Source organism: Arthrobacter sp. S2(2024), assembly GCF_036662515.1.
In the GTDB taxonomy this organism is placed as follows: domain Bacteria; phylum Actinomycetota; class Actinomycetes; order Actinomycetales; family Micrococcaceae; genus Arthrobacter.
This window is the reverse complement of record NZ_JAYKZI010000001.1, coordinates 434,530-453,487: the sequence shown is the minus strand read 5'-3', so window position 1 is coordinate 453,487 and position 18,958 is coordinate 434,530. Positions and strand designations below refer to the sequence as shown.

Annotated in this window: 18 protein-coding genes; 11 read left to right on the top strand and 7 right to left on the bottom strand. The window is 64.0% G+C overall.

Annotated features, from left to right (window positions below; all coding sequences use genetic code 11):
* Window positions 1-106: 106 nt before the first annotated feature.
* The 3 genes from VLA65_RS02075 to VLA65_RS02065 all read left to right on the top strand — a co-directional run bounded on the left by VLA65_RS02075 (window position 107) and on the right by VLA65_RS02065 (window position 3,941).
* Complete coding sequence (locus VLA65_RS02075; RefSeq protein WP_307054020.1) at window positions 107-2,341, top strand: McrB family protein; 2,235 nt, start codon at window positions 107-109, stop codon at window positions 2,339-2,341.
* A gap of 91 nt (window positions 2,342-2,432) precedes the next feature.
* Window positions 2,433-3,623, top strand: a complete 1,191-nt coding sequence (locus VLA65_RS02070) for a 5-methylcytosine restriction system specificity protein McrC (RefSeq protein WP_332601840.1) — start codon at window positions 2,433-2,435, stop codon at window positions 3,621-3,623.
* Window positions 3,624-3,704: 81 nt separating this feature from the next.
* Window positions 3,705-3,941, top strand: coding sequence for a PLDc N-terminal domain-containing protein (locus tag VLA65_RS02065; protein ID WP_284751463.1), 237 nt, complete (start codon window positions 3,705-3,707; stop codon window positions 3,939-3,941).
* Here the strand turns inward: VLA65_RS02065 and VLA65_RS02060 are convergent.
* Window positions 3,883-4,350, bottom strand: coding sequence for a very short patch repair endonuclease (locus VLA65_RS02060; protein WP_307054022.1), 468 nt, complete (start codon window positions 4,348-4,350; stop codon window positions 3,883-3,885). The two genes, VLA65_RS02065 and VLA65_RS02060, sit on opposite strands and share 59 nt — an antisense overlap.
* Window positions 4,351-4,595: 245 nt before the next feature.
* Here VLA65_RS02060 and VLA65_RS02055 point away from each other — a divergent pair, with 245 nt between their 5' ends.
* Together VLA65_RS02055 and VLA65_RS02050 are read left to right on the top strand one after the other, a co-directional pair.
* Window positions 4,596-6,005 carry a glycosyltransferase family 2 protein gene (locus VLA65_RS02055; protein WP_332601660.1) on the top strand — a complete coding sequence of 470 codons (1,410 nt, stop codon included), beginning with the start codon at window positions 4,596-4,598 and terminating at the stop codon, window positions 6,003-6,005.
* A 2-nt stretch (window positions 6,006-6,007) separates the two neighbouring features.
* Window positions 6,008-6,265 carry a hypothetical protein gene (locus VLA65_RS02050; protein WP_332601659.1) on the top strand — a complete coding sequence of 86 codons (258 nt, stop codon included), beginning with the start codon at window positions 6,008-6,010 and terminating at the stop codon, window positions 6,263-6,265.
* Here VLA65_RS02050 and VLA65_RS02045 read toward each other — a convergent pair.
* Genes VLA65_RS02045 through bioB form a run of 6 tightly spaced genes read right to left on the bottom strand, consistent with a single transcriptional unit; the run spans window position 6,249 to window position 11,814 of the window.
* Window positions 6,249-7,373 (bottom strand): cytochrome P450, encoded by a 1,125-nt coding sequence (locus VLA65_RS02045; RefSeq protein WP_332601658.1) that lies wholly within the window; start codon window positions 7,371-7,373, stop codon window positions 6,249-6,251. The two genes, VLA65_RS02050 and VLA65_RS02045, sit on opposite strands and share 17 nt — an antisense overlap.
* Entirely contained in the window at window positions 7,370-8,050 is a 681-nt protein-coding gene (bioD, locus tag VLA65_RS02040) for a dethiobiotin synthase (RefSeq protein ID WP_332601657.1), read from the bottom strand. Before bioD ends, VLA65_RS02045 begins: the two co-directional genes overlap by 4 nt.
* Window positions 8,047-9,222, bottom strand: coding sequence for an 8-amino-7-oxononanoate synthase (locus VLA65_RS02035; RefSeq protein ID WP_442880161.1), 1,176 nt, complete (start codon window positions 9,220-9,222; stop codon window positions 8,047-8,049). The genes bioD and VLA65_RS02035 overlap by 4 nt, the downstream gene beginning before the upstream one ends.
* An 8-nt stretch (window positions 9,223-9,230) precedes the next feature.
* A complete protein-coding gene (locus tag VLA65_RS02030; RefSeq protein WP_332601655.1) occupies window positions 9,231-10,541 on the bottom strand; it encodes an adenosylmethionine--8-amino-7-oxononanoate transaminase in 1,311 nt (436 codons plus the stop codon).
* The gene (gene bsaP / locus VLA65_RS02025) at window positions 10,538-10,789 is read right to left on the bottom strand and encodes a biotin synthase auxiliary protein BsaP (protein WP_332601654.1); all 252 of its coding nucleotides are present in this window, start codon (window positions 10,787-10,789) and stop codon (window positions 10,538-10,540) included. The genes VLA65_RS02030 and bsaP overlap by 4 nt, the downstream gene beginning before the upstream one ends.
* Window positions 10,786-11,814 (bottom strand): biotin synthase BioB, encoded by a 1,029-nt coding sequence (gene bioB / locus VLA65_RS02020; protein ID WP_307054029.1) that lies wholly within the window; start codon window positions 11,812-11,814, stop codon window positions 10,786-10,788. Before bioB ends, bsaP begins: the two co-directional genes overlap by 4 nt.
* Window positions 11,815-12,048: 234 nt before the next feature.
* Between bioB and VLA65_RS02015 the strand changes: the two genes are divergently transcribed.
* The 6 genes from VLA65_RS02015 (at window position 12,049) to VLA65_RS01990 (ending at window position 18,957) form a co-directional block, all read left to right on the top strand.
* Complete coding sequence (locus VLA65_RS02015; protein ID WP_332601653.1) at window positions 12,049-13,800, top strand: purine-cytosine permease family protein; 1,752 nt, start codon at window positions 12,049-12,051, stop codon at window positions 13,798-13,800.
* A 235-nt stretch (window positions 13,801-14,035) separates the two neighbouring features.
* On the top strand, window positions 14,036-14,677 hold the full coding sequence (locus VLA65_RS02010; RefSeq protein WP_332601652.1) for a DUF6318 family protein: 642 nt from the start codon (window positions 14,036-14,038) through the stop codon (window positions 14,675-14,677).
* On the top strand, window positions 14,674-15,612 hold the full coding sequence (locus VLA65_RS02005) for a hypothetical protein (RefSeq protein WP_332601651.1): 939 nt from the start codon (window positions 14,674-14,676) through the stop codon (window positions 15,610-15,612). The genes VLA65_RS02010 and VLA65_RS02005 overlap by 4 nt, the downstream gene beginning before the upstream one ends.
* An 89-nt stretch (window positions 15,613-15,701) precedes the next feature.
* Window positions 15,702-16,772, top strand: a complete 1,071-nt coding sequence (locus VLA65_RS02000) for an alkene reductase (RefSeq protein ID WP_332601650.1) — start codon at window positions 15,702-15,704, stop codon at window positions 16,770-16,772.
* 132 nt (window positions 16,773-16,904) lie between these two features.
* Window positions 16,905-17,603 (top strand): GntR family transcriptional regulator, encoded by a 699-nt coding sequence (locus VLA65_RS01995; RefSeq protein WP_284989712.1) that lies wholly within the window; start codon window positions 16,905-16,907, stop codon window positions 17,601-17,603.
* Window positions 17,604-17,925: 322 nt separating this feature from the next.
* Entirely contained in the window at window positions 17,926-18,957 is a 1,032-nt protein-coding gene (locus VLA65_RS01990) for a sugar phosphate isomerase/epimerase family protein (protein WP_332601649.1), read from the top strand.
* The last annotated feature ends 1 nt before the right edge of the window (window position 18,958 follow it).

Genomic DNA, 18,958 nt, shown 5'->3' with positions numbered 1-18,958 from the left:
GAAGCACGTTGTGGGACGCATGTGGCAGAATATGAGAGGCGGGACGCCTGTGGCGGGGGTGCCGACTTTCCTGATGCCAGCACCAAGAGAAACCATGTAAGTTGGCATGGTGACTCCCTCCACCAAAACCCCACTGACCCGTGCCCCCGGTATCTCCAAGGAGATCGAAGATGCGGCGTGGTTCGTGCTGGGCCCGGGGCTGCAAGGCAAGGCTTCGGCGCTCGACGCCAGTACCCGCACTTGGACGGTGGACGCCGCCGGCGAGCTCCTGGAGCGCCTGGAACGCGGCGTCGGAGATGCCAAGGCGCCCATGATGACCAACCTGCGCCAGAACCTGGAAGGGGCTTCCCGCGAGGCCAAGTTGCTCGCCGTCGAGCTTCTCTTCCTGCAGTCCCTGCCCCTGGCGCACGAGGTCAAATCGCTCAAGGTGAAGCGCGCCCGCGTCGCCGAAGCCGCGTCCTGGCTCGATCCCGAGCTCGAGCTCCCCAAGGAGCTGTACCAAGGGATGACCGATCACGGTGTCATCCGTGACAGGACCGCTGAGTTCAACTGGACCATCTGGGACCACCTGACCTGGTTGTGCCGGTTCGTGGCGCACGTCGATGGCCAGTCCAACGCGAGCATCAACAAAGCCCTCAAGGACCCGCTGAAATTCCACGAACTCGCGGCGGCAACCCCCGAGGACCAGCCGGCCATCCGGCGCAGCATCGAATACTTGGCGTGGCCCAGTTACTTCGAGCCCGTGGTCGCGGACGTTGAGCGGCGTGAAATCCGGGACGCCTTCGCCTCGCTCGTTGGCGGTGCCCACGGCGAAACGGAAGCCGACATCACCGCGGACGTCCACCGCATCCGGCTTCACCTGGACGAACAGGCCGGCCAGCGCATCGATTGGTATGATCGCCAGCTCGTCAGCCAGTGGCGCAAAGTGGGAGATCCTGGCCGCCGGGCATGGCTGCTGCGCACGCACCAGGACTCCGCCGAGCTCCTCGCCGCGTGGCGGGACGAGGAAAAGGCGACGCTCGACGTCGAACACCTCCGCGAACTCACTCCCGGGGTGACGGCCGGGGTGGTCCAACACGCCGTGGACGAGGACTACAAGCACCTCGGCTACGTGGAGCGGGAGGACACCAAGACTGCCGTTTTCGCGTTCCTGACCGTGATGAAGCCCGGCGACCTCGCGCTGTTCCAGAATTCCGGGGCCATCAGGATCGGCGTGGTCCTGGGCGAGCCGGAACACAATGAGGACAACCGTCGGCTCCGCCGTAAAGTGCGTTGGTTCGATGAGACCCACCCGATTGCCGAGGCTCCGCGGCACGTCCAGCGCCAACTCTCCACGTCGGGGATCGTCGTGGACGTTACAAGGGTCATCCAGTCGCTGCAGTCCCTCCTGCCGGCCGAAGCGGAGTCCGACGGCGAGGAAACCGCCGCCCCGGACGCCGTCGTCGAGCCCGTGATTGAAGGGTTCCGCCCCCTCACGGAAGAGTTCGCAGCGTCCCTTCACATGGAGCTCGATCCGCTCAAGGAGATCGCCGAACTCCTGGAGGAGAACCGCCAATTGGTGCTCTACGGCCCTCCGGGCACGGGAAAGACCTACCTCGCCAAGCACTTGGCGGCCGAGCTCGCGGGCGACAGCACCGATGAGCGCGTCAAGCTGGTGCAGTTCCACCCGTCTTACGCGTATGAGGACTTCTTCGAGGGGTACCGGCCGGACAAGACCGACGACGGCCAGGTTTCGTTCAAGTTGGTGGCCGGACCGTTGCGTCGACTCGCGGAAGAAGCAGCGAAGCCCGGGAACTCCAACAAGCCGTACTTCCTCATCATCGACGAGATGAACCGGGCCAACCTGGCGAAAGTGTTCGGTGAGTTGTACTTCCTGTTGGAATACCGTGACGACCGCATCTACCTCCAGTACAGCCCCAACGAACCGTTCAGCCTGCCGGACAACCTCTACATCATCGGCACCATGAACACGGCGGACCGCTCCATCGCCATGATGGACGCGGCCATCCGCCGTCGCTTCGCATTCGTGGAGTTGCATCCGAAGGTGGAACCGATCCGCGGTTCGCTCCGGCGGTTCCTCGCGGCCCGCGGCCTGGACACCCTCAACGCGGACCTGCTTGACGCCTTGAACGACTCCATCGACGATTGGGACCGGGACCTGATGATCGGTCCCTCCTACTTCATGAAGAACGCGGCCCAGAACCCCGCAGGGCTGCGCCGGATCTGGAAGTACGAACTCATGCCACTCCTGGAAGAGCACTACCACGGTCAGTTGAACCGGGCCCAGCTGGAGGAGCGCTTCGGGCTGGACCAGTTGTTGGGTCGACTTGCGGTCCGCTAAGACCGCGCCACCGCGGCCGGCCCGCCCCCCGGGCATCGGAAAGCCTGCGGTCCGCGCTTCAACCAAGGCACCGGCTGTGCGGCACATCGTCATGGACGAGCTCTCCGGTGGCATCGTGGACAAGCTTGATCCGGACACGGCCGCCCTGCTCAACTCGAGCGGGCTCGCGAAGGCCTCGCCGATGGGGATGGGACTCTACCGCATCGAGCCTGTGGGCAAGGTGGGGTCGGTGCGGACGCCCACCGTCCAAATCGAGGTACGGCCCAAGGACCGCCTTGGCTTGAATCGGCTCCTCTTCCTCCTCAGCTACGCCGGGGACCAGGGATTCCGCGAGGATTCCGTGGCCGCCGTCGAGCACAAGGACCTGTGGAGCGCCCTGGCCGAGTCCCTCGCCCAGTTGGCGGAGCGGGCGCTCAGCCGAGGTCCGCTGCAGGGCTATCTCACTGTGGACGAGTCGCTCCGGACGGTCAAGGGCCGTATCCGGATCTCGGACCAGATCTCCCGGCGCCCCGGAATGCTGGTACCGCTGGAAGTCTCCTACGACGAATTCACCGAGGATATTGCCGAGAACCGCATTCTCCGTGCCGCCCTTGAGCGGATGGGCAAGGTTCCCGGCGTGCGGCAAAACGTCCTGAGCCGCTTGCGGCAGCTCAAGGGAAAGCTCGACGCCGTCACGCGGCTGCAGTCCGGAGCGCCGCTGCCGAAGTGGCAGGTCAACCGGATGAACCTCCGCTACCACCCTGTCCTCCGCTTGGCCGAGCTCATCCTGCGGAATGCCTCTGCGGAAGCGGGCGAGGGGAAGCAGCAGACCGCCTCGTTTGTAGTGGACATGTCCACTGTGTTTGAGGAATTCGTGGGTGTGGCTTTGCGGGCGGCCATGCGGGCACATCCGGGTGAAATGCGGCTTCAATACGGCGCCACCCTCAACGAAGCTGTGCGGGATTCGGACCGGCTCACCGTGCGCCCCGACGCCGTGCATTTCCTGGGTGGCCGGCCCGTGGTGGTGTACGACTCGAAATACGCCTCGGCCACGGATTCCGGGGCATCGCTCAACGCGGACCACTATCAACTCCTGGCCTACTGCACGGCGTTGCAAGTGCCCACGGCGTGGCTGGTCTACGCGGGCAAGGGCGAGATGAAGCTGCGACGGATCCTCAACACGGATATCGACATTGTGGAGTACCCGCTGGACTTGTCGCGGCCACCGGCGGAGATCCTTGCCGCCGTCACGGACCTGGCCCAGCAGTCCTGGGGCGAAGTGGTGCGCCAGGCTCGGCTATGAGGGGCATCCGGTTCCGTCCTGTTCCGTCCGGGCGGCCGGCGGACTAGCCTGAGAGGGCAAGTCACTGCAGATGGAGGCATCATGCACGGCAAGAAAAAGAAGAAGTCCTGGAAGGACATGACTCCGGGGCAGCGGGTAGGCGTGCTTGTGGTGGGTGCGGGACAGATGGCGTTGCTCATCGCGGCACAGCGCAGCATTTCCAAGACCCCCGCGGCCCAGATCAGGGGGAACAAAGCTGTTTGGCGGGCTGCAAGCTTCATCAATTTCTTCGGGCCGCTGAGCTACTTCCTGTTCGGCCGCCGTCGAGGAACTGCGTGAGCTGATTCTCCAAAGCCGAACGGTCCCGCAGTTCGCATTCCCACACGGTGAGAACCTCCCATCCCGAGGCCCTCAGCAATTCGCGCTGTCCGGCGTCGCGCTCCCGGGTGCGGTTGCGCTTGGCTGCCCAGAAATCCGCGTTGCCGGTCGGTGAGTGCTGGCCTGCCTTGCAATCGTGGAAGTGCCAGAAGCATCCGTTCACGAAAATCACCTTGCGCCGGCCGGCAAACACGAGATCCGGGCTGCCTGGCAATTTCCCGCCCGCAGCCCGGCCATGGAGCCGGTAGCGGTAACCCTTGGCATGCAGTAGCCGACGGACCAAGAGCTCGGGCTTGGTGTTCTTGCCCCGGATCTTGGACATGTTCAGGCTGCGTTGCTCAGGCGTCAGCAGGTCGCGGCTCTCGCCCATATCCTCAGTCTACGCAGCGCCCCCTCCAACGCTCGCTCACGAATGTGGGTCTTTCCGTGGACGCCCGCTCACGTATGGCGCCCAAAACTAGAACCCTCGATCACATGATGTGAGCGGGCGTTGGCCGGAAAGGGCTTGTTTGTGAGCGGGCGTTGGCCGGAAAGGGCTTGTTTGTGAGCGAGCGTCGGCCTCGCGCCGCGAACGACTGATAGCATTCGCCGGTGGGTCGAGGGATATTTCAGCGCATGGTCGGCATTGTGATCGCGGTAACAGTCGGCGGTGCAGCGGCCCTTTTGTGGTTCGCTATTGCCTCGACAGGGAATTCAGCGGTCGAATCGCGGGCTGAGGGGATTGTCCTCGGTGTCTGGAGGATTCTCTACGATTCAGTGGCGCCGCAGCCCCGCGTGATTCTCGCGGCCATCGCCTTTGCCCTTCTGCTATCCGCTGGCGTGGCTGTGCTGGAGCAGCGCATTGCCAACAGATCACGCCGCTCCGCGCATCCCCGGACACCGCTGGCGCCAAAGATCGTCATGGCCGAAACCCGCGGTGTGTATGCTGGCCCGGTCACGGTGACCGTCTTGATCCCTGCGCACAATGAAGAAGCCTCGCTGCCCGCCACCATCGCTTCGCTTTTGTCCCAATCGCACCGCCCGGACCGCGTGGTTGTGGTTGCCGACAACTGCACGGATGCAACTATTGCGCTTGCCCGCGAGGCCGGGGTTGAGGTCTTCGAATCGGTGGACAACACGAAGAAGAAGGCCGGCGCACTCAACCAGGCGCTCAAGTGGCTGCTACCAGGCCAAGGCGATAACGACGTCGTCATGGTCATGGATGCCGACACCCGCCTTGACGATGGATTCCTGGAAGTCGCGGTTGCGCGGATGAGCAATGACCGGGCACTGATGGCTGTAGGTGGTCTTTTCTACGGGGAAGAGGGACACGGAATTGTCGGCCAATTCCAGCGCAACGAATATATCCGGTATTCCCGGGAAATCGGACGACGGCGTGGCCGCGTTTTTGTGCTGACCGGGACGGCCTCGCTTTTCCGTCCTCGTGCCTTGCGCACTGTTGCCCAGAGCCGGGGCGAATCGATCCCGGGAATTCAGGGAGACGTTTACGACACGGCATCGTTGACCGAGGACAATGAGCTCACGATTGCCTTGAAGTCCCTCGGCGGCCTCATGATTTCCCCCATGCAATGCACTGTGGTCACCGAGTTGATGCCGAATTTCCGCACCTTGTGGGCGCAACGACTCCGTTGGCAGCGGGGTGCCCTTGAAAACCTTGGGGCTTACGGGGCCACACCCCAGACGCTCCGCTACTGGGCGCAGCAGTTCGGCATTGGCTACGGAGTGATTGCCCTCAGCGCCTACCTCCTGCTGATCCTCTTGATGGTTTTGTCGCTGGATAACTGGGTCTGGTTCCCGTTCTGGCTGGGAATCGGCGTCGTCTTCTCCATCGAGCGGGTTGTCACCGTGTGGAAGGGTGGCTGGCGGGCACGCCTCTTGGCAGTCACGCTCTTTCCGGAGTTGTTCTTCGACATGTTCCTCAACGTGGTGTATGTCAAGGGAATCATCGACATTTCCCTTGGCAAGCAAGCCAAATGGAAACACCTCAACCATTCACCAACCGGCGAACCATCGAAGGCAGGGTAATCATGGCTATTTCCGCCTCCCTTCCCACTGGAATTTTGTTTCCCGAGGGAATTCTGCATTCCGATTGGTTTGCCGTCTTGGCGACCTTCGTCGCGATTAATACGTTGATGTATGGCGCGCTGGCCATCGCCAAAATCTTGCCGAAACTGCACCCCGGCGATTGGGTTCGCATCCGGAACCAGCGATCGGAAACCCGCAGCATCCACCCCGATGCGCCGGCAGTGAACGAAGCCACCGACTTCCTCAAATCCCGACGCTGACCGTCCGCGGAGCTTGGAAGGACAGCAGGCGGAGCCACTCGGGGTTCGGCTCTGCCAAACGGACGCCATGCAGCGCTGCCGCGGTTTCCTGCACGACGACGGCGGCCTCCAGTTCCGCGAGCTTCGCACCAAGGCAACGGTGAATCCCTGAGCCGAAGGCCAGCCCGTAGGCCGTGGGACCCTGCTCGTGGGCCGCCGAAGCCCGGCCGGATGACGCGTGGTTGCCCGTGAGTTCCAGGAGGATTTCGGCACCGGCGGGGACGCGCTCGCCGTCGAGCACTGTGTCCTGGGCGGCAACCCGGCGCCATGTGGGAACGGAGGATTCCGTAGCCAGGACGTGCCGGATGAGGTCCCGTGCAGTGGTTCCGGAGGCCGCGTTTTTCCAGTCAAAGCCCACTGATCCCTCGGCAAGCCGGAATAGCGCCGTGCTGATGAGCTGGGTGGTGGTTTCCTGCCCTGCGATGAGCAGGAAGTAGCCGAGGGAACAGATCTCCGGCGTGCTGAGGCCGTGTTCCGCCAAGGAGCGGAAGAGATTGCGTCCGGGGGATGCCACGGCTTCGAGGACGAGTTCCCGCAGCCAGCTGTAGAACCCGGCCGCGCTGTGCGCCAGTTCCAGTTGCCTCTCGGGATCCGGCCAGCCCCAGAACAGCTCGAGAGAGTCCAGGCTCCAGGCTTTTAGCTCCGGAAGATCACGGACAGGGAGTCCCAGAAGCTCCAACATCACGATCGCCGGCGGGTACGCTGCCACGGCCTGCACCAGATCCACTTGCTCACCCGTTTCCAGCAGGCCAACAGCGGCGGCAGCGGCATCCCGCGCGATGCCGCGGATGCGCGGCTCAAAAGCACCCACCGTTGCCGGGGTAAAGAACCCGGCCACCACCTTGCGAATGCCAGCGTGGGAAGCCGTGTCATTGCTGGCCAGCACCGGCGGCAGCGCGAAGCGGGCGCGCTGCAGGACCCGCAACGACGGTCCGGACAAAGGTGTCACAGCGATGAGGGCATTCGCCGGGCTGAAGTCTTCCGGCCGGTGCAGGACTTCCCGCACAGCCGCGGGCTCCCGCAGCACCAGATACGGGCACGTCTGGGCGCCGGCAGTAGTGGTGTTCATGACCAAGCCCCGCTCAGCCAGTGCACACTCGCCGCCCGGAACGTCACGGGTGGGAGGTCCGCGGCGCGCTCGGGGAGCACCCCAAGAAGCGGCCGCAACGTGCCGAGCGCAGCCCGGTTGCCGTGTTCCAGCACGCCCGGGTCGTCCGGCCAGGTTCCCAGAATCACTCCATGCACAGCCAAATCCCTGCGTTCCAGGGCTTCGAGCGTCAGCGCCGTGTGGTTCAGGGTTCCCAACACGGGGCGGGCAACCACCACAAAAGTCGCGTCACTGCCAAGGCGGCTGCCCAGATCCGCCAGCGTGCCGCCGTCGGGGTCCAACTCCACGAGGAGACCGCCGGAACCCTCCACGAGAACATGGTCATGCGTGCCGGCAAGTTCGCGGACGCGTGCGGCATATGCCGCAAGCTGAGGCAGCGTGACGCCGTCCAGCGCGGCCGCGGGCACCGGGGCGAGGGGTTCTTGGAGCACGACGCCGGCCTCGGCTGTGAGCGGTCCGGCCAAGCGGGTGATTTCGGCGCAATCGGAATCTCCCGTCACGGCGCCGCTCTGGCACGGCTTGTACACGGCCACCGAGCGACCGTCCGCCTGCAGCGCGGACGCAAGCGCCGCCGTCGTGACGGTCTTGCCGACGCCGGTGTCCGTTCCGGTGACCAGCACTATGGGTGGCAGTTTCATGGCATTTCCTCCAGGATGCGTCGCAACGTTGCGCACGCGTAGTCGATGTCGCGGGGAGTGAGGGTGGCGCGGGCCGTCAGCCTGAGGCGCGAGACGCCGTCGGGTACCGAGGGCGGGCGGAAGCAGCCGACGCGGACACCCGCCCCGTGCGCCGCCTGGCTCGCCGCAAGCGCGGCCGCAGCGGAGGGCATGGGAACGGACTGAACGGCACCTGCCGTCTGAAGCGGCGCGCCAACGGGCACGACGGCGATGCCCGGCTCGCGTTGCACCGTCGCCAGTCCGGCGCTGAGGCTGGCGGCGTTGTGGTGAACTGCCGCCGCACGCCACGGTTCAGTGCGGATGATCCCGACGGCGGCCAGGGCAGCCGCGGCCGACGACGGTGCGAGCCCGGTGTCGAAGATGAAGCTGCGGGCCCGGTTGACGAGGTGCTCGCGGAGCAGCGCGCTGCCAAGCACGGCACCCCCTTGGCTGCCGAGCGACTTGGAAAGGGTCGCAGTCAGCACCACGTTGGGGTGGCCCGAAAGCTCAGTTCCAGCCACCGAGCCGTGACCCTCAAATGCCCCGTGGCCCGCAACACCGAGGCTGTGGGCTTCGTCCACGATGAGCGTCGCGTCGTGCTCTTCGGCCAGCGCCAACAGTCGGGGGAGCGGGGCGGCATCGCCGAAGACACTGTAGATGGACTCGACGGCGATCAGGGCCCTGGGCTCGGTACGGGTGCGCAGACAGTGCTCGGTAGCGCTGAGGTCGTTGTGCGGGACCGCTTCCACCCTCGAACGGCTCAAGCGGAAACCGTCAATCAGCGAAGCATGGCAATGCTCGTCGGCCACGATGAGCGTCCCGGGGCCGCCGAGCGCCGTCGTGACCCCTAGATTCGCCAAGTATCCGGACGAGAAAACCAACGCCGATTCCATGCCGGTGAGGCTCGCGAGCTCGGATTCGAGCTCGATGTGCAGCGCCGTGGTACCGGCAACCAGCCGCGAGGACGTGGCACCGGTTCCCCAACGGCCGATCGCTTCGCGGGCGGCCTCTGCCAGCCTCGGGTCCGTCGCGAGTCCAAGATAGTCGTTGCTCGCCAGGTCAACCGCAGCGTCCGGACCGAGGCGCGTCAAGGGCGAACGGACGAGGCCGCGGCGCTCGCGGACCGCGGCCTGCTGTTCCAACCACGCGGTCATTGACCTGCTCATGGCCCGTGCACCTCGGCCACGGCCGCCACCATGCCCTCGGCGATTCGCCGGATCTCCTCGGCGGTGCTGATGTAGGGCGGCATCGCGTAAACAAGGTTCCGGAACGGCCGCACCCACACCCCATGCCCGACGGCGGCACTCGTCACTGCGGCGACGTCCACTTCCGTGTTCAACTCGATGACGCCCACGGCGCCGATGGTGCGGACGTCCTTGACGGCGTCGAACGCATTTGCAGCTTCGAGGCCGGCCGCCAGGCCCGAGCCGATCCGGGCCACATCGCTGCGCCACCCGCCGTCGTCGAGAATTCCCAGGCTCGCATTGGCCACTGAACACGCGAGCGGATTGCCCATGAACGTGGGTCCGTGCAGCAAGGCGCCGGCACCGCCGCTCGATACGCGGGCCGCCACTTCCCCCGTGCAGAGCATCGCTGCGAGCGTGAGGTAACCGCCCGTGAGGGCTTTGCCGACGCACATGATGTCTGGAACCACGCCTGCATGCTGCGCGGCGAAGAGCTCGCCCGTGCGGCCGAAACCGGTGGCGATCTCGTCGAGGATCAGGAGGATCCCGTGCCGATCGGCGATGTCGCGGAGGATGCGCAGGCATGCGGCGGCGTAAACGAACATGCCGCCGGCGCCTTGAAGCACGGGTTCCACGATGATCGCGGCCAGTTCGTTGGCGTGTTCTTGGGCGAGGGCTTCGGTGCACGCCTGCCATTCCGCGATTTCCTCGGGCGGCGCGCCCGCGGCGGGTGGCCTCGCGGCGAACACATTGGCTCCGAGCAGCCCGGGGAAGGCCGAGTGCATGCCGTCGACGGGGTCGCAGACGCCCATCGCCGCGAAGGTGTCGCCATGGTAACCGCCGCGGATGCTGAGGAAGCGTTGCCTTTTGGGGAACCCCGACGCAGTCTGGAACTGTACCGCGAGCTTGAGCGCCACCTCCACGGACACCGATCCAGAATCCGCCAGGAAAACCCGCTCCAACCTCGGCCGATCCGCCGCGGAAGGGGCCATGGCGACCAGCCGTTCGGCCAATTCGACGGCGGGTTCATGGGTGAGGCCGCCGAACATCACGTGGCTGAACGTAGCTAGTTGGCGCTTCGCCGCGGCATCCAGGACGGGATTCCGGTACCCGTGGATGACCGACCACCAGGAGGACATGGCATCGAGCACCTCGTGGCGTTGGCCGGTTTCGTCGCGGAGCCGCAGCGTCACGCCGTCGGCGTCTTCGACTTCCCACAACGGCAGCGTCCCCGACGCCGGAGCGTAGGGATGCCAGAGGCTTGCCCGGTCACGCTGGATGACGCTCATGGCGTAACCCGGCCGTGGCGCGAGCATTCAGCGGTCCAGCCGAGCGGCGTGACCTGGACTTTCATGCGGCGCCGGCAGACAGCGCAATAGCGGGGAGGCTCCATCGCGAGGCGCTGCTGGCAGCCCAGGTGGGCGTCCGACGTCGGGCGCTCACCTTGCGTTGCCGGGTCACCCTGTGCGGCTGGCCCGGCTTGCGTGGTGGGTCCGCCGCAGTGCCCGCAGAAGCTTGCCGTCTCAACAGTACTCACAGCGACTTCTGGAGTTCCTTGATGGGCATGTTCAGTTCCACGAGGAGGTTGAGGTCTGCGTCGGCGGGTCGGCCGAGCGTGGTGAGGTAGTTGCCGACGATCACCGCGTTGATGCCGCCCATGAGGCCTTCGCGCGTGCCGAGGTCGCCCAGGGTCAGTTCCCGTCCGCCGGCGTAACGCAGCACGGTCCGCGGCATGGCGAGGCGGAACGCCGCTATGGCGCGGAGGGCGTCCTTGCCGTCCATGATTCCCTGGTTTTCGAGGGGCGTTCCCGGGCGCGGATTGAGGAAGTTCAGCGGGACTTCGTGCGGTTCGAGGGCCGCAAGCTGGCTGGCGAGTTCGGCGCGCTGGGCGGTGGTTTCGCCCATGCCGATCAGGGCACCGCAGCACAGTTCCATGCCGGCCGCCTTGACCATGTTGCAAGTATCGAGGCGTTCCTCGTAGGTGTGCGTGGTGACGACTTCGGGGAAGTAGCTGCGCGCGGTTTCGAGGTTGTGGTTGTAGCGGTGGACGCCCCATTCGGCGAGTTGGTCCACTTGGCGCTGGGTGAGCATGCCCAGCGAGCACGCGATGTTGATGTCCACTTCGGCGTTGATGCGGTCGATCGCGAACTTGATCTGGTTCATGAGCTTGATGTCCGGGCCTCGGACGGCTGCAACGATGCAGAACTCCGTGGCCCCGGTGGCGGCGGTTTCCTTCGCGGCCTTCACGAGCTCGGGGATGTCGAGCCAGACGCCCCGGACCGGACTGTCAAAGAGGCCCGACTGGCTACAGAAGTGGCAGTCCTCAGGGCATCCTCCGGTCTTGATGGAGATGATTCCCTCCACTTCGACGTCCTCGCCGCAGTGCTCCAGGCGGACTTCGTGGGCAAGCTGCAGGGCTTCGGGAATGGCATCGTCCGGGAGCTCGAGGATCTCGAGCAGTTGGGCTTCGCTGAGTCCTTCGCCTTTCGCGAGGACTTGCTCGCGGGCTGTTTCCAGAATCGGATAGGTGGACGTACGCCTTGGGTTTGGCTGGGTGGTCATGATGCTCCTCGGCCGTTACTTGCAGGGGATGGTGCGTTCCTTCACGACGGTAGTGGGCCTGCGGGACCGCGATTTTGTTGGACGTCCACAAACCCGGAGCCGCAATCTTGGCGTCCAACTCGCTGGATAAGTTACAGCGCGGAAACATCGTGGTGACTCCGTGGTTCCATCCCGCCGATAGCGTCGAGCCCATGTTCATCGGGGAAACATGTCGAGACGAGGAAAGTTGCGGGGATGACTGACGATTCGAAGACAACGCAAGTGCTTGAACCCCCGACGGCGGGTGGCTCCCCGGTGGGGGTCGCCGTCGTCGAACCTTCGGAGGCGCTAGGCGCGGGGAGCCGCACGGCTGGTAATGCCGATGCGATGAGCGCAGCGAAGGAGAGCCTGGAGGACTACACCCTCAGGTTCGCGCCACGGTCCTACCGCAAATGGGGTGCGGGTGTGGTGGCGACGAGTGCGCTCGGTGGAATCGCGTATTTGGCTGATTTCTCGATCGGCGCGAACATCGGTATTTCGTACGGCACCGTAAACGCTATTTTCGGAATCGTGGTGGCGGCCGTGGTCATTTTCGCCACCGGATTTCCCTTGGCCTACTACGCGGCCCGGTACAACATTGATCTTGACCTCATCACGCGGGGTTCCGGATTCGGCTATTACGGCTCGGTGGTCACCAACGTCATTTTCGCGACGTTCACGTTCATCTTCTTCGCGCTTGAGGGTTCCATCATGGCTCAAGGCCTGGAACTTGGGCTGGGCATCCCGCAGTGGCTCGGTTATGCGGCGTCCACGCTTATTGTGATTCCCTTGGTGATTTACGGGATGAAGGCCTTGTCCAAGTTGCAGGTGTGGACCACTCCTTTGTGGCTCCTGCTCATGGTGGTTCCCGTGGGGTATTTGGTGATTTCGCACCCGGACAGCATCGGGGAATTCTTCGCGTTCACGGGCAAATCCGGCGCTGAAGGCACCAACCTGGCCTCCGTGATGCTGGCCGCGGGTGTCTGCCTGTCGCTCATGGCGCAGATCGCGGAGCAGATTGACTATTTGCGTTTCATGCCTCCCAAGACCGCCGAGAACCGTGGTGCTTGGTGGCGTGCCGTGATCCTCGCGGGGCCGGGCTGGGTAATTTTCGGCGCGATCAAGCAGATCGTGGGCATGTTCATTGCCATCTACCTGATTGCGACCCTGGATCCAGCCGCCTCCGCGCATGCCAACGAGCCGGTGCATCAATTCCTTGGCGTGTACCAGGAAATGATGCCGGCCTGGCTGGCGATGACCTTGGCCGTGGTGCTTGTGGTCATTTCGCAAATCAAGATCAACGTGACCAATGCCTACTCCGGCTCGCTCGCGTGGACCAACAGCTTCACGCGTATCACCAAGAGTTACCCGGGGCGCATGGTGTTCGTGGTGGTGAACCTGGTGATTGCGCTGGTGCTGATGGAAGCGAATATGTTCGAGTTCCTGAACACCATCCTTGGGTTCTACGCGAATTGCGCCATGGCATGGGTGGTTACCGTTGCGTCCGATATTGCCATCAACAAGTATTTGCTCAAGATTTCGCCCAAGGTTCCCGAATTCCGCCGAGGCATGCTTTACGCCGTCAACCCGGTGGGCTTCGTGTCGATGTTGGTTTCGGCCGTTATCTCGATTGCGGTGTTCTTCGGCGCTTTCGGCTCGGCCGTGCAGCCATATTCGCCGATCTTCGCCGTTGGGCTTGCGCTTGTGCTGCCGCCAGCGCTGGCCGTATTGACCCGCGGGAAGTACTACCTACGCCGCTCCGACGACGGAATCGATCTGCCGATGTTCGACGCCGACGGCAACCCGAGCGACGCCAAGCTGCTGTGCCACGTGACCGGACTGGAGTTCGAGCGCCCGGACATGGTCCGCTCGGCCCAGGATGGGCCCGACGGCGAGCCGCAGTTCATCTCTTCGCTCGCTTTGTCGACGGATAAGTCGGGCGGGTTGGTCCTGCCGGCCCAAAAGTAGGCGGGTGCTCAAGGTCCCATAGGCCTCGACGACGGATGGGCGGCCTGGCCGCGGTCCCGTCGTCGGGGCCTTTGGTTTGTGTTTGTTGTGGTGGGCTGGTTGTGCTGGGCCGCGCTCGTGAAGCGATGGTGCGTAATGAACCGGAGCCTGTGGATAACTTTCCCGCCACGACGGGCAATTAAGCTACCCTTTTTGGAAACGTTTAGTCTTGAAAACTATTTGGGGATAGCAAACCATGACTCCACGCACCTCGGTTTCTGCTCGCTTTTTCATGATTGTCAGCCTTGGCACGGCGTTGACGCTGACTGCGTGCGGGAACACTACCCAGCCGCAGTCTGCGTCGCCTACAGATTCTGCTTCAGCTTCAGCCAGCGTCACTGGTGCTCCCTCTCCGACCTCGACGGCTGTTTACAAACCCGCGGACGCCAAGGGGAAAGCCGAGAACGTCCCGGTTCCCGTGTTGCCGGAGGCCGCGAAGGCGAACACAAAGGAAGGCGTGGAGGCGTTTACAGCCCATTGGTTTCAGGTAATGGGTTATGCGTATGAGACCGGCGACATTGGGCCGCTCACAAAGATCACCGGAGGAAACTGTGAGATGTGCGAGGGCGTCAAGAGAGTTGTCGCCAAAGCATATACAAACGGTCAGTGGTTGAGCGGAGGTAAGTTCTCGACCCCGTCAGTATCGTCAACTTTCAAGCCGCAACCGGACCAGAGAATCCCAGTAGTTGTTCAGGTGATCCAGACCGAGATTCGCTACTGGAGCCCAGCAGGCAATGAGTATCGACAACTCGGCGAGCAGACGAATACCGCAAATGTCGCCTTTCTTAGATTTGTCGAAGGCGCATGGATGCTCGATTCCGTAAATCCCCTGCGATGAGCAACAGGCGCTGGCCACGAAACCTTTCGCAAGTAGTGGCGCTCCTCGTTTCGGCCGGCTTTTATGGGCAGCTTGAGGCAACTGCAACCGAGGACGGTGAGGCTCGCTGGACCGAGACGGGTGTCAAACCGATTGTCTATGTCCGCGACCCACAATCGGGCGAATTCATGCTCGCCCCTCCAAACTTTGTCAGCGACGACCCCAACCAATACAAGGCAGAGCTCCAATGCCAGGTTGACGAGAATGCCTTGGACAAGAAGTGCCTTCCCGGACAGGTGCAATGCCCGCCCCGCGAGCCCGGTGGGAAGTCCGGAACGCCTGTCATCTGGAAGGTAGCGCCCAAAGCGCTTTCAAATCCCACGTGGGTCGACTGGAAATCGGGTAATAACGGTCCGTCGTGCCTGTACGACGAAAAGCCCGAAGATGTCTTGCACAGGATTGCAGCGAGAATCGAGAGCGACTTCCGCAACCTTCCCATCAAACCGGCTAGCCTTACTGCCCAGCCTAGCCCGCACACGCTCAAGGGCGCTGAAACAAACATCTTCGCGGACGCCGTTGAGCAGCAATTCGATGTCACGATCCTCGGCCAGCGAGTCCGCATAGTCGCAACCCCCGTGGAGTACACCTATGCCTACGGCGACGGCAACAGCCTCGGGCCAACACCGTTTGCTGGCGGGCCGCTTCCGGAGTCCGAATGGGGCCAAAAGACCAGAACAAGCCACGTGTATCAACAGACCGGTGACTTTCAGATCTCCCTGACCACCACCTTCCGCGGCACCTACTCCGTGAACGGCGGTCCTGACATGCCGATTCCCGGCACAGGACAATTTGCGTCGCCGTCCCAGAAGGTGAGCGTATGGAGGTCGATCACGCGCAACTACGCCGACAACTGCATCGTGAATCCGCGGGGCGAAGGCTGCCCGGGCGTTCCCTAAGGGCGTGTGATCCGCGTCTCAACAGGAATAGTTGCAGGCGCGCTGCAGTTGCCGCCAGTGGACCTGTTCCCGTTTGAAAGGCACTGCCCATGTTGTTTTCCCCTTTGACTCTCGGCGAGATTGAAATTCCCAACCGCTTGGTCATGGCGCCGCTGACCCGCCTCCGTTCGGGCGTCGAAGGCGTTCCCGGCCCGCTGGTCGCGGAGCACTATCGGCAGCGTGCTTCCCTCGGGCTGATCGTCAGCGAGGGCACGTACCCCACGCCCGCGGGTCAGTCCTACCCGGGGCAGCCTGGCCTCGTCACCGAGGAACAGATCGCGGGCTGGAAGAAAGTGACGGATGCCGTCCATGCCGAGGGTGGCCGGATTTTCGCCCAGGTCATGCACGGTGGCCGCGTTTCCCACTCGGACATCACCGGTGGTCACGAGATAGTTGCACCCAGTGCCGTGGCCATCGACGGCGAAGTGCGCACGCCGAACGGCAAGAAGCCCTACCCGGTTCCCCGTGAACTGAGCACCGATGAACTTCCCTCGGTGATCCAGGAAATCGTCACGGCTTCCCGGAACGCCGTCGAGGCAGGATTCGACGGCGTCGAACTCCACTCGGCGAATGGCTACCTGCTGCACGAATTCCTGGCACCCAACACCAACGTCCGCACTGACAGCTACGGCGGTTCGCCGGAAAACCGTGCACGCTTTGTGATCGAGACCGTCAACGCGGTGGTAGAAGCCTTGGGCGCCAACCGGGTCGGCATCCGGATTTCCCCTGAGCACTCGGTCCAGGGAATCGCCGAGACAGACCCCGCCGATGTCCGCGCCACCTATGAAGTCCTGGTGGACACCATCGCCTCGCTCAACCTCGCCTACCTCAGCATCCTCCACCATGATCCCAAGGGTGAGCTCGTCCAGGACCTGCGCGAGCGCTTCAACGGCACCTTCCTCGTCAACACCGGCTTTGGCGTAGTGACCACCCGGGATGAAGCCCTGGCGCTCGTGGCCGACGGTCACGCCGACGCCGTGGTGGTCGGACGCCCGGCCATCGCCAACCCGGACCTTGCGCGCAGGTGGCGTGAAGGCCTCCCGCTCAACGAACCGGATCCGTCCACGTTCTACGGCGAAGGCGCGAAGGGGTACACCGACTACCCGTTCTACGCCAACTAGAACCCCCGAAACCCCGACGGCGGCACCTGCGAAAGGTGCCGCCGTCGGCGTTTAACCGTGCGCGCGAGGCTTCAGAGTCCGCATAGGGCGTCCGAAGCCGCCACAAAGAGACCATTCCTATAGGATTTGTCTATGAAACTCGCTTCCTCCCGGGACCGCGCCCCCGGCCGGCCCGTCAGCCGCCAGGTTCTCGCCGACCACGTGTACGAGGAACTTCTCGCGTGGCTCATGGACGGCCGGCTCGAACCGGGAGCCGCGGTCAGCATCGACGGGACGGCGCGGGAATTGGACGTTTCGCCTACGCCGGTGCGCGAGGCACTGGCGCGGCTGGAGCACACAGGCATGGTCCGCCGGGTTGCCCTCAAGGGGTACAGGGTGGCCCCGGTTTTCACGCGCGAGGATTTTGCCGAACTCATGGAGGCCCGGCTCGCGATTGAGCCGGTGAATGCGCGCTTGGCGTGCAGCCGGATTACCCCGGAGGGTTTGGCGGATCTGCGGGAGGCTGTGAAGGACCTGGAGACTGCTCCTCGAGGCCCGTCTTTCGTGGAATTCCGGGACTATCTCGACGCCGATGAGCGCTTCCATAAGCTGATCGCCGAGCAGTCCGGCAACCAATTCATGCTTGCTGCCTACGCCGCGCTGGGTGGCCAGGTCCAGCGGTTCCGACTGTTCGGGGGAGTGGGCATCACCGACGCAGACCAGGCCATTGCGGAACACCAAGCAGTGCTCGACGCGCTGGCGAGCGGTGACCCGGAACAGGCCGCGGCCGCCATGGCCGACCACGTGCACAAGGTCCGCGCCCGGGCCATCGCCGACGCACCCGCTGACTGAGCCGTCGCCGGCCAGCATCGCCGACGCACCCGCTGACTGATCTCCCGCCGCCCAAGCCGAGTCCGACGGCGATCCAGGACGGCGACCCGACGCCGCCAGACCCCGAAGGCCCGCCTAACGGCGGGCCTTTTACGTGCGCGGCGAACGCGGCGTCGGGTGACCCACTTCACAAGCATATGTAAGACATATAGGATCTTTGATGACGCGGAGCTAGGGTGCGAAGAGGCGGGGCCAGCCCACGGAAGTCCGAATAAATATGTTGACAGCCTTGCCTGAATAGTAAATCCTATAGGAAACAGGATTCCACGAAGGAGTGAAAACTATGGCTTACACCGCCGAAACCTGGCCCATCACCGCGGCCCTGCTCCAGTTCCCCGGCACCGACGCCACGGGACAGCACATCAACGACGCCGATGCTTCCGCTTGGGCCGAGGTCCTGGAGGAAGTCAAGGACGCAGGATTTGCCAACGCAGACCTCACGGACAGCTGGGTCCGCCCGGGGGACCTCGGCAAGGAACGCCTCGCCGAGTTCAAGCAGACCGCGGAGCACGTTGGCATTGGCATCCCGGTCATCTCGGCTATCCGCCGCAGTATCATCCACACCCGCGACTGGGCCGAGAACCTGGCGTACAGCCACCGGACCATCGATGCCGCAGCCGAACTCGGCTGCGAGGTTGTCTCCTTCGGACTGCACCAGGCCATCACCGCCGAGCAGCAAAAGCAGCTGTGGTTCTGGACGGTGGAAGGCTACAAGGATCCGGCGGGGGACAAGGAAGCCTGGGGCAAGGCGGTCGCCCGTTTGCGGGAACTCGGTGAGCACGCCGCGCAAGCCGGCATCCTCCTCTCCCTGGAAATGTATGAGGACACCTACCTCGGCACCGCCGATTCCTCGGTCCGGCTGGTGCAGGACATCGGGCTGGACAACGTTGGCCTCAACCCGGACCTTGGCAACCTCATCCGCCTCCACCGTCCCATCGAGGACTGGCGCGAGATGGTGGCCAAGACCCTGCCGTACTCCAACTACTGGCACATGAAGAACTACATCCGCGACGAAGACGTGGCCCGGGACAGCTACATCACCATGCCTGCGCCGATGGAGAGCGGCCTGATCAACTACCGCGAGGCTTTCAAACTCGCGCTGTCGGTAGGCTTTCAGGGCATCTTGTGCACCGAGCACTACGGCGGCGACGGGCTCAGCGTCACGGCGAGCAACCAGGAATACCTCCGGCGGCAAGTTCTTCCGAAGACCGAGAACTACGTCCTCGGCCAGAGCCAGGTAGCCCAGGGCCGGCAGCAGCCTTCCGGCCGGACCGGCTCCACCCAGCCAGCATCCTCCCAGCTGGCCGGCGTCTAGA

Excerpts from the sequence above, each read along its gene's own strand:
- VLA65_RS02075 (WP_307054020.1), top strand. The coding sequence starts at position 107 with ATGGTGACTCCCTCCACCAAAACCCCACTGACCCGTGCCCCCGGTATC.
- VLA65_RS02070 (WP_332601840.1), top strand. The coding sequence starts at position 2,433 with ATGGACGAGCTCTCCGGTGGCATCGTGGACAAGCTTGATCCGGACACG.
- VLA65_RS02065 (WP_284751463.1), top strand. The coding sequence starts at position 3,705 with ATGCACGGCAAGAAAAAGAAGAAGTCCTGGAAGGACATGACTCCGGGG.
- VLA65_RS02060 (WP_307054022.1), bottom strand. The coding sequence starts at position 4,350 with ATGGGCGAGAGCCGCGACCTGCTGACGCCTGAGCAACGCAGCCTGAAC.
- VLA65_RS02055 (WP_332601660.1), top strand. The coding sequence starts at position 4,596 with ATGGTCGGCATTGTGATCGCGGTAACAGTCGGCGGTGCAGCGGCCCTT.
- VLA65_RS02050 (WP_332601659.1), top strand. The coding sequence starts at position 6,008 with ATGGCTATTTCCGCCTCCCTTCCCACTGGAATTTTGTTTCCCGAGGGA.
- VLA65_RS02045 (WP_332601658.1), bottom strand. The coding sequence starts at position 7,373 with ATGAACACCACTACTGCCGGCGCCCAGACGTGCCCGTATCTGGTGCTG.
- bioD (WP_332601657.1), bottom strand. The coding sequence starts at position 8,050 with ATGAAACTGCCACCCATAGTGCTGGTCACCGGAACGGACACCGGCGTC.
- VLA65_RS02035 (WP_442880161.1), bottom strand. The coding sequence starts at position 9,222 with ATGACCGCGTGGTTGGAACAGCAGGCCGCGGTCCGCGAGCGCCGCGGC.
- VLA65_RS02030 (WP_332601655.1), bottom strand. The coding sequence starts at position 10,541 with ATGAGCGTCATCCAGCGTGACCGGGCAAGCCTCTGGCATCCCTACGCT.
- bioB (WP_307054029.1), bottom strand. The coding sequence starts at position 11,814 with ATGACCACCCAGCCAAACCCAAGGCGTACGTCCACCTATCCGATTCTG.
- VLA65_RS02015 (WP_332601653.1), top strand. The coding sequence starts at position 12,049 with ATGACTGACGATTCGAAGACAACGCAAGTGCTTGAACCCCCGACGGCG.
- VLA65_RS02010 (WP_332601652.1), top strand. The coding sequence starts at position 14,036 with ATGACTCCACGCACCTCGGTTTCTGCTCGCTTTTTCATGATTGTCAGC.
- VLA65_RS02005 (WP_332601651.1), top strand. The coding sequence starts at position 14,674 with ATGAGCAACAGGCGCTGGCCACGAAACCTTTCGCAAGTAGTGGCGCTC.
- VLA65_RS02000 (WP_332601650.1), top strand. The coding sequence starts at position 15,702 with ATGTTGTTTTCCCCTTTGACTCTCGGCGAGATTGAAATTCCCAACCGC.
- VLA65_RS01995 (WP_284989712.1), top strand. The coding sequence starts at position 16,905 with ATGAAACTCGCTTCCTCCCGGGACCGCGCCCCCGGCCGGCCCGTCAGC.
- VLA65_RS01990 (WP_332601649.1), top strand. The coding sequence starts at position 17,926 with ATGGCTTACACCGCCGAAACCTGGCCCATCACCGCGGCCCTGCTCCAG.